Below are 12,056 nucleotides of genomic sequence, written 5' to 3'. Positions count from 1 at the left end.
GTGTTTTTTTTTGCGCCAGTTGCTGGCTCACTCACCAGGGCTACCGTGCCCTGCTCCCGGCAACGCGGCCTTGCGCAAATCACCATTGGCCGAAGGCAGGTAGACTTCTGGGTTGGGCATGCCACTGGGAGAGAGCTCATGGGTCATTTCGAACTCGGCACGCACCGACCAGCCGCATGCCTCGGTTGTGCATTGCAAATAAGCGATGCGCAGGAAAATATGTCGCCCTTCGCTGGTGCGTATGCGCATCCGGCTATGGCAATGCGGGCAAACCAGCTTGTAAGTACTCACGGCAAGTACCTGCAAGCACTGTTCAGCTTCATCTTCTGTGAGAATGCTCGCTTGGCTGTGTCAGTATTAGCTGCAAAGCTAGGTCTATTCTTCAGTTTGATGTTTCTCATTGCAGATATGCTCCTTAAAACGCAGGGCTGTATTCATAACGAGTAGTTTAAGCCCATGGAATATCAATAAACCAGTCATGGATATTTGTTATGAGTACTCACGTACTTGCTGCGGTGCTCACGCGCCTTAAATTGCTGACCGGCTCGCAGTCTGATGCCGAGCTGTCCCGTGCACTGTCGGTGAGCCCGCAAACCTTGAGTAGCTGGAAGGTGCGCGACAGCATTCCGTACTCACTTTGCATAGATATTGCCAGGCAACATGATTGCTCCCTGGACTGGCTGTTGTTGGGACAGCCCGAGCAGCACCCCGCAGGCCCTGATGAAACAGGTTGGGAATGCGACATGCTTGAGCGCCTGCGTACGCTATCGCCCAGTGATCGACAGGCCATCCTGTTGTTCATCAAGGACAAGCAGCGTATCCAGCAACTGGAACAGCAGTTGAGTGAGCTTGTTGGCTAACCCCGCCGGCGCCAGCGCTGGAGCAGTTCACGCGGGTCGAGCGTGTCCACCAGCACCATGACCTTCAGGCTGATGGGGATCACCACCACGGCAGCCACGAATGCCGCCATGCCACGGGTCAACAGTGGCAACAGTGACGAAACCAGTGGCTCGAACAGGTGCCCCACACCCACGGTGACGAACACCAACAGCAATTTCTTGCTCAGTGTCAGGCGCTTGTCTGTATTGGTGATCAATCGATCGCGCGCCGCGCTGACCAGCAATGCCCCCAGCAGCGCAGCGAACAGTACATTGCCGTCCTCACCCAGCAGCGCCATCACGGCCGCGGCCAGTTCATCCAGAAGCGACTGCTCAGGCATTGGGCTTTCCTCCTCTTGGAACCGGCTGGCAGGCCGCCGAACGCAGGCTGTACATCACCGCTGCTTCGACGAACCGGATGTAGCACACCCGCAAGGCACGCCCATGGTCGTGCCCGGCGACATCTTCGAGGCGCTTGTAGCCCCGGTCTCGCAAGACTGACCGCCAGCGAGCGAATTCGCGAGCTGCGTCGATGGCCGCACAGCGGGCCGCTACTTCCAGTGCAACCTCACTGACAGACTCTTGCAGTTGCAGGCGTTCACGTAGCCTGCCGAGGTCCACCCGCGGCCAGAACGGGTCGTGGCTATCGGCAAAGCGTGGCAGCCGAGGATCGTTACCCATGCATCACCCCCTCACTGCTCTGCCAGCATGCCGTAGCGGATGGCCTTGATCACTGCCGCCACCCGCGTAGGCACATCGAACTTGCGCAGGATGTTGGACACATGAAAGTTCACGGTCGACTCCTTGCACGCCAGGATCTGGCCTATCTCCCACGAGCTTTTGCCATAGGCACACCACAACAGCACCTGCTGTTCACGTGGCGTCAAGCGAACCGGAGCGTCCGCCGGGTGTTGCAGCGAGTGTCGAGCATTGTCAGTCATGATTGAACTCCGCAGGTGGTTGAGCGAGGCATCGCTGCCGATCTGCAGTCACCTTACGAAGCACAGGCCAGGGCCTTCCAGCGCAGCCGCTTGTAAAGAAGTTTCGTACAAAACCGTCTGACGAAGGCTGCACGAAATTTGCTGAATTCCTTCGTGCTTCAAGCGGCATTTCGCTCGTCTCAACGCCGTTGTCCATTCGCCTTTCGCCTGGAGTCGTACAATGCGTTGCGTTTTTCCCCTGTCTTCCTGCCTTGGCCTGCTGGCTGCCTTTGGCGCCACGCAGCCCGCCGTGGCGGCACCGTCGGTCGAGCTGGGCCAGGTGTTGATCACCGATGAAGAGCAGGACGAGCTGACGGCAGCCAGTGAGCGCCTGCGTGAAGTGCCAGGCGCCAGTAACCTGGTGGACATGCAGCGCGTCGGGCAAGGCCGGGTGGCCAGCAATCAGGACGTGCTGGCCTATCAGCCCGGGGTATTCGCGCAATCGGCAGGCAATGACGGCATCAAGCTGTCGATCCGCGGCTCGGGCATCAACCGTGCACCAGGCGCTCACGGCTCCGGCGTTTACACGATGTTCGACGGCCTGCCGCTGACCGGCCCTGGGGGTACCCCCTACGAGCTGTTCGAACCCTTGTGGCTGAGCCGTGCAGAGATACTGCGCGGCGCCAATGGCTTTGACCAGGGCTCGCTGGCCTTGGGCGGCGCGATCAACTATGTCACTCACACCGGCTACGACGCAGCCCCCCTGCAGGTGCGCTACGAAGTCGGCAGCCGCGGCTACCAGCACCGCCACATCAGCTCCGGCCAGGTACTGGGCAACCTCGACTATTACGTGGCCCTGACCGACTCGGAGTATGACGGCTACCAGAACCACAGCAGCGGCAGTGCCAAAGGCGTTGCCGCCAACGTCGGTTACCGCTTCAACCCAAACCTGGAAACCCGCTTTTACCTGCGCTACCGGGAGACCGAAAACGAACTCGCCGGGCGCCTGACCAAGGACCAGATCAAGCACCACCCGCGTGCGGCCAACCCAGCCTATCTGGCCCGGGACGACAGCCGCCCACAGCCTGGCAGCACCTGGGTCGGCAACAAGACCACCTTCTACCTCGACGACGATGCGCGCCTTGAGGCTGGCCTGGTCTACCACGACTACCCGATGGACCTGCGCGAAGGCCCGATGCGCCTGAAAGTGGCCTACACCGATGTCAGCGGCACGCTGAACTATTTCCGCCGCGACACCGTGTTCGGCCATGAAAGCAAGACCACCATCGGCTGGCGCACCACCAAGCACCTGCCCAACAGCGGCGCCTCGCAGTTCGCGCGCAATGGCGACGTGTTCGGTGCACGTACCCGCGACTTCACTTACCAGGGTTCAGATACCGTTGTGCATGCCGGCAACGACCTGGAGCTGGCGCCCAACCTGTGGCTGACCACCGGCCTGGCGATGATCTACACCCGCCGCGAAAGTGACGTCACCTACCCCGCCGAAGGGGGCAAAGTGAGCATGCATGACTGGGACTACGCGCCACGGGTTGGGCTGCGCTACGACATCCGCCCGGATCTGCAGGTGTACGGCAACCTCAGCCGCTCGGTCGAACCGCCCCACCCATGGTCACTGATCTGGAGCGCGCCAAGCACTGGCGGCAAGCAGATCCAGCCGATCGAAATGCAGAACCAGACTGCCACCACCCTGGAACTTGGCGCCCGTGGCGACTCGGCGGTCGGCCGCTGGGACCTGGCCTGGTACTACTCGCAGGTGCGCCACGAGCTGTTGGCGGTGGAGGTGGTGCCGAACTTCACCTCGGAGTTCAACGCCAGCGCCACCGTGCACCAAGGCGTCGAAGCTGGCCTCGACAGCACCCTGTGGGAGCGCGCCGGCACGGGCAAGCTGAGCTTGCGCCAGGCCTACACCTTCAGCGACTTCCATTACCGGGATGACGACACGTTCGGCGACAACCGCCTGCCCGGTATCCCCATGCATTACTACCAGGCTGAACTGCGCTACGACTGGCCGAGCGGTTTTTATGCAGGGGTGAATACGCAGATGGCCTCGAAGGTGCAGGTGGATTATGCCAACAGCTACCACGCGGACGAATACGCCCTGCTTGGGGCACGCGTTGGCTGGGATTCGCCGAAACAGGACTGGCAGACCTGGCTGGACCTGCGCAACCTGACCAACAAGCGCTATGCAGCGACGGTGACACCGGCCTACAACGATGCCGGCAACGACAACGCTCGCTCTACACCGGGCGAAGGCTTTGGTGTGTATGCCGGGGTTTCCTACAGCTTCCGCTAAACAGACGGGGCCGCTGTGCGGCCCCCATAAACGAACAGGCCTCAAACCGCCCGGTTCAACTTCACCCACGAAGCGAACTTGTCGACAAACGCCTGCAAGAACGGCCGGGTCTTGTCGTTGAGCTTGCCGGCGTCGTCGAACAGACTCGCTGCGCCACCTATGTAGGCCTCGGGCATTTGCATGCAGGGCATGTCCAGAAACACCAGCGACTGACGCACGGCATGGTTGGCTCCAAACCCGCCAATAGCCCCCGGCGACACGCTCACCACCGCTGTCGGCTTGCCGCCCCAGGCACTCTGGCCATAAGGCCGTGAGCCCACATCAATGGCATTCTTCAGGCAGCCCGGCACCGAACGGTTGTATTCCGGGGTGACGAAAAGCACCGCATCACTGCGGCGGATCTCCTCGCGAAAGCGCTTCCAGGCTTCTGGCGCACCTTCGGCTTCGACATCTTCGTTGTACAACGGCAAATCGCCAATCTCGACGATCTTCAGGGCAAGGCTGGACGGTGCCAGCTCCGAAAGTGCGCGGGCTACCTTGCGGTTGTAGGACTCCTTGCGCAAGCTACCGACGACAACCGCTACCGAATACACCTGGCTCATGGCAATTTCCAACCTTTGCGGGGTAAAAGGACGTTGTAGTTATAGATGACCGTTTCTCGCCGCTTTGGTTTTTTTTCACAAAACCGAAAACTTCCGGCGCTGTTCCACGGTCTATGCCTGCAGACATTTCCTACGTATTTCAGAGGTTTCCACCCAAATGGCAGCAGTAATGGTCGGCCAATTCCACGCCCGTGACGCCGAAGGCCGTATCTACCCCGTGCACGAGTTCCAGGAGTCGACCCTGCAACTTGACGGCAGCACGCTGGGCGCCCCCATCACCACCTACCGCCTGGCCATCGGCGACAAGGTCAACCACCTGGGTGAAAACCGTTTCGAACTGGCCCGCAGCGGCGTCGAAATCACCCGCATTCCGTGATGCAATCTACCGTGTAGCAGCCGTTTTCATTCTGCAGGCCGTGCACGTCGGCGACAAAACCGGGGAAGCCCTGGTTGAACGCCCGGGCGAACGCAAGGTAATCAAGGATCGAACGGGTTGCCTCGGTAAACCGCTCTCCCGGCATGATCAATGGAATGCCGGGTGGGTACGGTACCAGCATCACCGCCGCCACACGCCCTGGCAGTGCCTCGATCGGCACCGCCTCCACTTCGCCGCGGACCATCTGGTCATACGCCCGGCCCGGGCTCACGGCGACTTCCGGCAAGCGCGTGAACAGGCGCTTCAGCTGCTTGGCCGTGGCGTTGCCGCGGTAACAGTCATGCAGTTGGTCGCACAGGTCACGCAGGCCCATGCCCTGGTAGCGTGACGTATCAGCAGCCATCACGCTCGGCAGGCAGCTGCTCAGCGGAGTGTTGCCGTCATAGTGCCGCTTGAAGTCCAGCAACTCGGTGAGCAAGGTGCTCCACTTGCCTTTGGTAATCCCCATGGAAAACAGCACCAGAAAGCTGTACAGACCGGTTTTTTCCACTACCAATCCGCGCTCCCAGAGGAACTTGCTGACCACGGCGGCCGGGATCCCATGCGCGCCCAGCGCCCCGCCGGCATTCAGGCCAGGCATTACCAGGGTGACCTTCAGCGGGTCGAGCAGCACGTAGTCGTCTGCCACCTCACCAAACCCATGCCAGTCAGCTCCGGGCTGCAGCAGCCAGTCCTGTGCCGCCAGCCGCTGGATGCCTTCGGCAGTCGGCGGTTGCCAGATACTGAACCACCAGTCGTCAGCCGCGATGTGCTCGCGCAGGTTGGCCAAGGCACGCCGAAAGCTCAGCGCCTCGTCGAACATTTCCTGCAGCAGCGAGCGCCCGGCCGGCCCCTCCATCATGGTCGAGGCCACGTCCAGCGACGCGAGGATGCTGTACTGTGGCGAAGTCGAGATGTGCATCATGAACGCTTCGTTGAAACGGTCCCGGTCCAGCTGACGCCTGGCGCCGTCCTGCACGTGAATCATCGAAGCCTGGCTGAATGCGGCCAGCAGCTTGTGGGTGGAATGGGTGCTGAACACCAGCGGGCTTTCTGCCAAGCAGGTGGTGCCCATGGCGTAACGCCCGGCAAAAAAGTCATGGAACGCCGCATAGGCAAACCAGGCCTCGTCAAAGTGCAGGACCTCGACACTGCTACCCAAGGCTTGCTTGATCATTCCCGCGTGATAACACAGCCCGTCGTAGGTCGAGTTGGTCACCACCGCTAGCTTGATTCGCTGCCCACGGTCGCGAGCCAAGGGGTTGGCCTGGATCTTCGCCGCAATTGCCTCGGCGCTGAACTCACTGAGCGGGATCGGTCCGATGATGCCCAGTTCATTGCGCTCGGGGCACAGGTACAGGGGAATGGCGCCGGTCATGATGATCGCGTGCACCACCGACTTGTGACAGTTGCGGTCCACCAATACCAGGTCGTCACGACCGACCATGGCGTGCCAGACGATCTTGTTGGCTGTCGAGGTGCCATTGATGACGAAGAAGGTGTGGTCAGCGCCGAAGTTGCGTGCGGCCCTGGCCTCGGCTGCGGCCAGCGGGCCGGTATGGTCGAGCAGCGAGCCCAGTTCAGGGACCGAAACGGACAAGTCCGAGCGCAGGGTGTTCTCCCCGAAGAATTGGTGAAAGGCCTGGCCAACCGGGCTTTTGTGATAAGCCACGCCGCCGCCGTGCCCCGGGGTATGCCAGGAATAGTTGGACTGCGCGGTATGTTGCACCAGCGCCTTGAAGAAAGGCGGCAGCAGGCCGTCGAGGTATGCGTGTGCAGCTCGCGCCACCTGGCGGGCGAGGAATGGTACGGTGTCTTCGAAGAGGTAGAGGATGCCCCTCAGCTGGTTGAGCTCGCTCATGGCCTCGGCGGGTGCGTTTTCCAAAGTGACCTGCTCGCCCAGGGCGAAGATCGGCAGGTTGGGTGCACGCAGGCGGGCCAAGCCGATCAGCTCGGCCATGTTCTGCAGCAGGTGGGTGTTCTCGCCGGCGCCTTCGGCCGCGATCAGCATGCAGGCCAGGCCGTGGTGGGTGGCGGCGACCAGGCGTGCTTCGGCGTGGTCAGCGGCCTTGATGACGGTGAAGCCGTCCTGGGTCAGCTCATCGGCAATTCCGCGCACCCGTTCGCCGGCAACGCTGTCGGCCTTGATGGCGCGGTGGACGATGAGGATCGGGAACTTGAGGTCCTTGTACATCAGGTGGCTACCTCCGAAGGACATGGGGTCCATTTCAGGGTAGTTGACGTGCCTGTCTTGAGGGTTGGGGTGGGGCGTAAATCATGCGCCGCGCGGGCGGCGCTCGATCTCAACACCACCGCACAACCCACGGCAAGCCAAGCGTCTCAACCCGCCGGTGTCTCGGTCAGGGCCTGCCACATCGAAGGCCCACCCGCCGACTTGGCGATGGCCGCCAGCCGCTCGGCATGCGCCTCCAGTTCTTCAGCACTGGCCATGATCACCCGCCCAGGCGCACGCCCGACAATCCGGCGGATCTCGCTACCGCCAGCGCCCTGCCCATCATCATCGGCGTCTGCCCCATGGCCAGCCAGCGACAGGCTGGTCTGGCCACCGGTCATCGCCAGGTAGACGTCTGCCAGCAGCTCCGAGTCGAGCAGCGCGCCGTGCAGCTCACGGCCCGAGTTGTCGATGTCGTAACGTTTGCACAGCGCATCCAGGCTGTTGCGTTGCCCCGGGTGACGCGAGCGTGCCAGCAGCAAGGTATCGAGGATGGTGCAATATTGCGCAGCGTCCGCACGATCCTGCTGGCCGAGCAAGGCGAATTCGTTGTTGATGAAACCAACGTCGAACGCCGCGTTGTGGATGACCAGCGTGGCACCTTGAATGAACGCGAAGAATTCCTCGGCAACATCCGCAAAACGTGGCTTGCCGACCAGGAACGCATCGGTGATACCGTGGACGTTGATGGCGCCCTCGTCACTCTCGCGGTCCGGCTGCAGGTAGACGTGGAAGTGCCGCCCGGTCAGGCGCCGGCCGATGACCTCGACGCAGCCGATCTCGATGATCCGGTGGCCTTCGCCAACCGGCATACCCGTGGTTTCGGTATCGAGAATGACGAACCGTTTATCTTGCTGCTGCTCCACGCGGGGCGCTCCAACTTGCATCAGTTACAAAGGCGGCGATTGTAACCCAGCTCAACGCTGGGCGCGCACCTCATCAACCCCCCGGTTGGCCAGCTGGTCGGCGCGTTCGTTGCCGGGGTGGCCGATATGGCCGCGCACCCACTTCCAGGTCACCTTGTGGCGGTTGACCTGCTCATCCAGCAGCTGCCACAGGTCGGCGTTCTTCACCGGCTCCTTGGCGGCGGTCTTCCAGCCGCGCTTCTTCCAGTTGACCATCCATTCGTTGATGCCCTTCATCACGTACTGCGAGTCGGTGGTCAGGACCACCTCGCATTCACGCTTGAGCGACATCAGGCCCTGGATCGCGGCCATCAGCTCCATGCGATTGTTGGTGGTCTCACGTTCGCCGCCCCACAGTTCCTTCTCGACGCCCTTGTAGATCATCAGCACGCCCCAGCCACCCGGGCCAGGGTTGCCCTTGCAGGCACCATCAGTAAACATCTCGACGCTATCGCTCATGTACCACTCTTGAATTCAGTGCTTGTCAGTTTCGGGGTTGGCTGCGGTGCGGTTGACCTTCGCCAGTGGCAGCGGCAGCAGCTTGCCCATTGGCTCGCGGCGTTCCGGCCGCAGAGGCCGCAGGCCTACCACCATCTTGCGCGCCACCAGCAGGTATACCCCGCCACCAGAGCCCTGCCAGCCGCCGGCCAGTCGTTCCCAGCCCTCCAGGCGTTGCTGCCAGGCAGGTGAGGCAAGCGGCGGACGATAGCACCCGAAGCGGCGTTTCTCCAGCGCGAAACCCAGCAGGTTGAGCCAGTCGCCCACCCGCGAAGGCGAGATGCAACGCGCTTTGCGCAGGGCGCCATGGCTGAAGAAATGGCGCATGCCCCAGCTGCTCCACGGATTGATGCCGACGATCAGCAGATGCCCGCCCGGGCGCACTGCACTGGCCGCCTCGCGCAGCAGACCATGCGGTGAAAGGCAGAAGTCCAGGCCGTGCTGCAGTACCACCACGTCGGCGGCATGCTCGCTCAGCGGCCACGCCTGCTCTTCGCAGACGATCTCCACCCCCGGCAATGGCGCGCCAAGGCGCACGTTGCGCTGCACCTGCGGGGCGCTGGGCGGTGCCTCGGCGCATGGCCCATAATGCACAAGGTAACCCCCGAAGAAGCGCCCTAGCTCTTCTTCCAGCAGTTTGTCCTCCTCCTTGAGCATCAGTTGCCCGAGTGGGCCGTTGAACCACTCACGGGCCAGGCTGATCAGCTCGACCCAGTCCGGGTCGGCCTGGGCAAACGCTTGGTCGGTCATTGCGCTCTCCTTCGAAGGTTCTCCCACCGCGCCATCGCGGCTAAGATGCCCTCATGTGCCACGCTAGGCGAATCGGATCCGCACCATGATACAGATCGATGCTCTCCCCGCTTTCTCCGACAACTACATCTGGTTGTTACAGGATACTGCCAAACGCCGTTGCGCGGTGGTTGACCCGGGTGATGCCGGCCCGGTGGAACGCTGGCTAGCGGCAAACCCCGGATGGACGCTGAGCGACATCCTGGTCACCCACCACCACAACGATCATGTCGGCGGCGTTGAACGGCTCAAGCAACTGAGCGGCGCGCGGGTCTGCGGCCCGGCCAACGAGCGCATCCCCGGCCGCGACCTGGCATTGAACGACGGCGACCTGCTGGAAGTGCTGGGCGTGGGCTTCCAGGTGCTCGCAGTGCCCGGCCACACGCTGGGGCATATCGCCTTCTTCAGCGACCAGCCAGCAACGCCCATTCTGTTCAGTGGCGACACCCTGTTCGCCGCCGGCTGCGGGCGCATGTTCGAGGGTACACCCGAACAGATGCAGCCTGCCCTCGCCCGCCTGGCGGCGCTGCCAGCGCAAACCGAGGTGTACTGCGCCCACGAATACACCCTCAGCAACCTGCGCTTCGCCAAGGCAGTGGAGCCCAGCAATCCGCATGTTCAGCAACGGTTCGAAGACGTTAGCCGGTTGCGCGCGGAAAATCGCATCAGCTTGCCATCGACGATTGGCCTGGAACGCCTGACCAACCCCTTTTTGCGTACCTCTGAAACATTAGTTAAACAAAAAGCAGACGAATGGAAGGGACATTCGAACACCTCGCATGTCGCTGTTTTTGCTGCCTTGAGGTCTTGGAAGGACACCTTCTGATAACCGCAAGATATATCGCAAGTGATGGTCAAAGGTTGACCAGGCCCGGAGCGGTTTCTAGAATCGCCGAACTTTTTCGCCCGGATACCTGTATCAGCCGATGTCTTCCCGTAGCCGCAGAACCTCTCATTCCGTCGCCCTGACGCGTCTGGCCCAAATCAGTGCGCTGGCTCTGGCCGCCACCTTGGTGGGCTGCCAGAGCACCCGTCAGCTCGACGAATCCGATAGCGTTCGCGCGCACAACTACCAGGCGCGGATCAAGCACAAGCCTTCGCCGCTACTGGTCAAGCCGGCGGAGCAGGCGCCGCAGGATGTATGGGAGCGCATGCGCCAGGGCTTCGCCCTGCAGGACAGCATCGACGTCAACCCGCGCATCGAGCAGCAGCGCCTGTGGTTCGCCAGCAATCCAACCTTCATCGAAAGCGCTGGCGAGCGTGGCAGCCTGTACTTGCACTATATCGTCGAACGTCTTGAAGAACGTGGCATGCCGCTGGAGCTGGCCTTGTTGCCGGCCATCGAAAGCGCCTACAACCCGATGGCGTACTCGCGTGCAAGCGCCGCCGGCATGTGGCAGTTCATGCCCGCCACCGGTCGTCACTTCAACCTGCGCCAGACCAACTTCTATGACGGCCGCCGCGACGTCACCGCATCGACCAACGCGGCGCTGGACTACCTGACCCGCCTGCACGACATGTTCAACGGTGACTGGCTGCTTGCCCTGGCGGCCTACAATGCCGGCGAAGGTACCGTCAGCCGGGCCATCGAGCGCAACGAAAAGCTCGGCCTGCCGACCGACTACTGGAACCTGCCCCTGCCACAGGAAACCCGCGACTACGTACCCAAGTTGCTGGCGCTGTCGCAGGTGGTGTCCACGCCAGAAGCCTATGGCGTCAATCTCACCCCGATCGCCAACGAACCGTACTTCGAGGCGGTGGCGATCAATGAACGCCTGGACCTGACCCGCGTTGCAGCCTTCGCCAACATCGACGAGGATGAGCTGATCCAGCTTAACCCGGCGTTCAAGAAGCGGATGACCGTCGACGGCCCTAAACAACTGCTGGTACCGACCGCCAAGGCACAGCTGCTCAGTGCCAGCCTGTCCAACCTCAACCCAGAGCAGCTGGTCAGCCTGCAGCCGCCCAAGGCCGCGTTCGCCCGCGCCGTGGCCGAAGCCAAGGCACCGGTGGCCACACGCAGCTACCGGGTCAAGCGGGGCGACAACCTGGGCGCCATCGCCAAGGCCAATCGGGTGTCGGTCAAGGACATCAAGCGCTGGAACCGCCTGTCCGGCAACAGCCTGCGCGCCGGCCAGGTCCTGGCCCTGCGCGGCGGCAACGCCTCGAGTGCCGCCGGCAACCGGGTTGCCGCTTCCGGGAAGCGCTCCACGCAGTACAAGGTCCGCAAGGGCGACTCCCTGTATCTGGTAGCCAAGCGCTTCAATGTGGAAATGAAGCACCTCAAGCGCTGGAACCCACGCAGCGGCCATGCCCTCAAGCCAGGCCAGACCCTGACCGTCTACCTCGGGCATTGAGTCGTTACAGGGGCTGCTTTGCAGCCCATTCGCGGGCCCGCCCGCTCCCACAGGTGTTTCACAGCCCTCAAAGCCAGTGCCGTACCTGTGAGAGCGGGCGGGCCCGCGAATGGGCCTGAAAACCCAGCCACTGGAAAACCCCAGC

15 protein-coding genes are annotated in these 12,056 nt (G+C 62.3%); 6 read left to right on the top strand and 9 right to left on the bottom strand.

Annotation, left to right across the window (positions count from 1 at the left end):
* Window positions 1-27: 27 nt before the first annotated feature.
* The gene (locus OO258_RS20290) at window positions 28-213 is read right to left on the bottom strand and encodes a transcriptional regulator (protein WP_266032236.1); all 186 of its coding nucleotides are present in this window, start codon (window positions 211-213) and stop codon (window positions 28-30) included.
* On the opposite strand from OO258_RS20290, the gene OO258_RS20285 reads away from it, so the two are divergent.
* Together OO258_RS20285 and OO258_RS20280 are read left to right on the top strand one after the other, a co-directional pair.
* Window positions 139-447 carry a hypothetical protein gene (locus OO258_RS20285; RefSeq protein WP_266032241.1) on the top strand — a complete coding sequence of 103 codons (309 nt, stop codon included), beginning with the start codon at window positions 139-141 and terminating at the stop codon, window positions 445-447. The genes OO258_RS20290 and OO258_RS20285 overlap by 75 nt on opposite strands.
* Before the next feature lie 44 nt (window positions 448-491).
* On the top strand, window positions 492-860 hold the full coding sequence (locus OO258_RS20280) for a helix-turn-helix domain-containing protein (protein WP_266032194.1): 369 nt from the start codon (window positions 492-494) through the stop codon (window positions 858-860).
* On the opposite strand, the gene OO258_RS20275 is transcribed toward OO258_RS20280, so the two are convergent.
* From OO258_RS20275 to OO258_RS20265, 3 genes are read right to left on the bottom strand one after another with little or no spacing between them, the layout of a single operon-like run.
* The gene (locus OO258_RS20275) at window positions 857-1,219 is read right to left on the bottom strand and encodes a hypothetical protein (RefSeq protein WP_266032193.1); all 363 of its coding nucleotides are present in this window, start codon (window positions 1,217-1,219) and stop codon (window positions 857-859) included. The two genes, OO258_RS20280 and OO258_RS20275, sit on opposite strands and share 4 nt — an antisense overlap.
* Window positions 1,212-1,559 (bottom strand): head completion/stabilization protein, encoded by a 348-nt coding sequence (locus OO258_RS20270; protein WP_266032192.1) that lies wholly within the window; start codon window positions 1,557-1,559, stop codon window positions 1,212-1,214. Before OO258_RS20270 ends, OO258_RS20275 begins: the two co-directional genes overlap by 8 nt.
* Before the next feature lie 11 nt (window positions 1,560-1,570).
* Window positions 1,571-1,819: a helix-turn-helix domain-containing protein gene (locus OO258_RS20265; RefSeq protein WP_110744717.1), complete on the bottom strand. Its 249-nt coding sequence runs from the start codon at window positions 1,817-1,819 to the stop codon at window positions 1,571-1,573.
* A 220-nt stretch (window positions 1,820-2,039) separates the two neighbouring features.
* Between OO258_RS20265 and OO258_RS20260 the strand changes: the two genes are divergently transcribed.
* Entirely contained in the window at window positions 2,040-4,112 is a 2,073-nt protein-coding gene (locus tag OO258_RS20260; protein ID WP_266032191.1) for a TonB-dependent receptor family protein, read from the top strand.
* 41 nt (window positions 4,113-4,153) lie between these two features.
* On the opposite strand, the gene chrR is transcribed toward OO258_RS20260, so the two are convergent.
* Complete coding sequence (gene chrR / locus OO258_RS20255; protein WP_266032190.1) at window positions 4,154-4,714, bottom strand: class I chromate reductase ChrR; 561 nt, start codon at window positions 4,712-4,714, stop codon at window positions 4,154-4,156.
* A 157-nt stretch (window positions 4,715-4,871) separates the two neighbouring features.
* Here chrR and OO258_RS20250 point away from each other — a divergent pair, with 157 nt between their 5' ends.
* Complete coding sequence (locus tag OO258_RS20250; protein ID WP_010954911.1) at window positions 4,872-5,090, top strand: hypothetical protein; 219 nt, start codon at window positions 4,872-4,874, stop codon at window positions 5,088-5,090.
* On the opposite strand, the gene OO258_RS20245 is transcribed toward OO258_RS20250, so the two are convergent.
* From OO258_RS20245 to OO258_RS20230, 4 genes are all read right to left on the bottom strand, one after another.
* Window positions 5,074-7,323, bottom strand: coding sequence for an Orn/Lys/Arg decarboxylase N-terminal domain-containing protein (locus tag OO258_RS20245; RefSeq protein ID WP_266032235.1), 2,250 nt, complete (start codon window positions 7,321-7,323; stop codon window positions 5,074-5,076). The two genes, OO258_RS20250 and OO258_RS20245, sit on opposite strands and share 17 nt — an antisense overlap.
* 146 nt (window positions 7,324-7,469) lie before the next feature.
* Window positions 7,470-8,228 (bottom strand): DNA polymerase III subunit epsilon, encoded by a 759-nt coding sequence (dnaQ, locus tag OO258_RS20240; RefSeq protein ID WP_266032189.1) that lies wholly within the window; start codon window positions 8,226-8,228, stop codon window positions 7,470-7,472.
* Window positions 8,229-8,279: 51 nt separating this feature from the next.
* Window positions 8,280-8,726 (bottom strand): ribonuclease HI, encoded by a 447-nt coding sequence (rnhA, locus tag OO258_RS20235; protein ID WP_029886642.1) that lies wholly within the window; start codon window positions 8,724-8,726, stop codon window positions 8,280-8,282.
* A gap of 15 nt (window positions 8,727-8,741) precedes the next feature.
* Entirely contained in the window at window positions 8,742-9,515 is a 774-nt protein-coding gene (locus tag OO258_RS20230; protein WP_110744723.1) for a class I SAM-dependent methyltransferase, read from the bottom strand.
* An 85-nt stretch (window positions 9,516-9,600) separates the two neighbouring features.
* On the opposite strand from OO258_RS20230, the gene gloB reads away from it, so the two are divergent.
* Both gloB and OO258_RS20220 read left to right on the top strand, forming a co-directional pair.
* Window positions 9,601-10,380: a hydroxyacylglutathione hydrolase gene (gene gloB / locus OO258_RS20225; protein WP_266032188.1), complete on the top strand. Its 780-nt coding sequence runs from the start codon at window positions 9,601-9,603 to the stop codon at window positions 10,378-10,380.
* 100 nt (window positions 10,381-10,480) lie between these two features.
* Complete coding sequence (locus OO258_RS20220) at window positions 10,481-11,911, top strand: lytic transglycosylase domain-containing protein (RefSeq protein ID WP_266032187.1); 1,431 nt, start codon at window positions 10,481-10,483, stop codon at window positions 11,909-11,911.
* Window positions 11,912-12,056: the final 145 nt, after the last annotated feature.

Source organism: Pseudomonas sp. DCB_BI, assembly GCF_026240995.1.
Taxonomy (GTDB): Bacteria; Pseudomonadota; Gammaproteobacteria; order Pseudomonadales; family Pseudomonadaceae; genus Aquipseudomonas.
The sequence above is the reverse complement of the archived record's forward strand: the minus strand, read 5'-3'. Positions and strand labels throughout refer to the sequence as shown.

What these genes read in the sequence shown, in the direction of transcription:
- OO258_RS20260 (WP_266032191.1), top strand. Translation starts at nt 2,040, where the DNA reads ATGCGTTGCGTTTTTCCCCTGTCTTCCTGCCTTGGCCTGCTGGCTGCC.
- OO258_RS20270 (WP_266032192.1), bottom strand. Translation starts at nt 1,559, where the DNA reads ATGGGTAACGATCCTCGGCTGCCACGCTTTGCCGATAGCCACGACCCG.
- OO258_RS20230 (WP_110744723.1), bottom strand. Translation starts at nt 9,515, where the DNA reads ATGACCGACCAAGCGTTTGCCCAGGCCGACCCGGACTGGGTCGAGCTG.
- OO258_RS20280 (WP_266032194.1), top strand. Translation starts at nt 492, where the DNA reads ATGAGTACTCACGTACTTGCTGCGGTGCTCACGCGCCTTAAATTGCTG.
- OO258_RS20250 (WP_010954911.1), top strand. Translation starts at nt 4,872, where the DNA reads ATGGCAGCAGTAATGGTCGGCCAATTCCACGCCCGTGACGCCGAAGGC.
- OO258_RS20275 (WP_266032193.1), bottom strand. Translation starts at nt 1,219, where the DNA reads ATGCCTGAGCAGTCGCTTCTGGATGAACTGGCCGCGGCCGTGATGGCG.
- OO258_RS20265 (WP_110744717.1), bottom strand. Translation starts at nt 1,819, where the DNA reads ATGACTGACAATGCTCGACACTCGCTGCAACACCCGGCGGACGCTCCG.
- OO258_RS20220 (WP_266032187.1), top strand. Translation starts at nt 10,481, where the DNA reads ATGTCTTCCCGTAGCCGCAGAACCTCTCATTCCGTCGCCCTGACGCGT.
- OO258_RS20285 (WP_266032241.1), top strand. Translation starts at nt 139, where the DNA reads ATGGGTCATTTCGAACTCGGCACGCACCGACCAGCCGCATGCCTCGGT.
- OO258_RS20245 (WP_266032235.1), bottom strand. Translation starts at nt 7,323, where the DNA reads ATGTACAAGGACCTCAAGTTCCCGATCCTCATCGTCCACCGCGCCATC.
- gloB (WP_266032188.1), top strand. Translation starts at nt 9,601, where the DNA reads ATGATACAGATCGATGCTCTCCCCGCTTTCTCCGACAACTACATCTGG.
- chrR (WP_266032190.1), bottom strand. Translation starts at nt 4,714, where the DNA reads ATGAGCCAGGTGTATTCGGTAGCGGTTGTCGTCGGTAGCTTGCGCAAG.
- rnhA (WP_029886642.1), bottom strand. Translation starts at nt 8,726, where the DNA reads ATGAGCGATAGCGTCGAGATGTTTACTGATGGTGCCTGCAAGGGCAAC.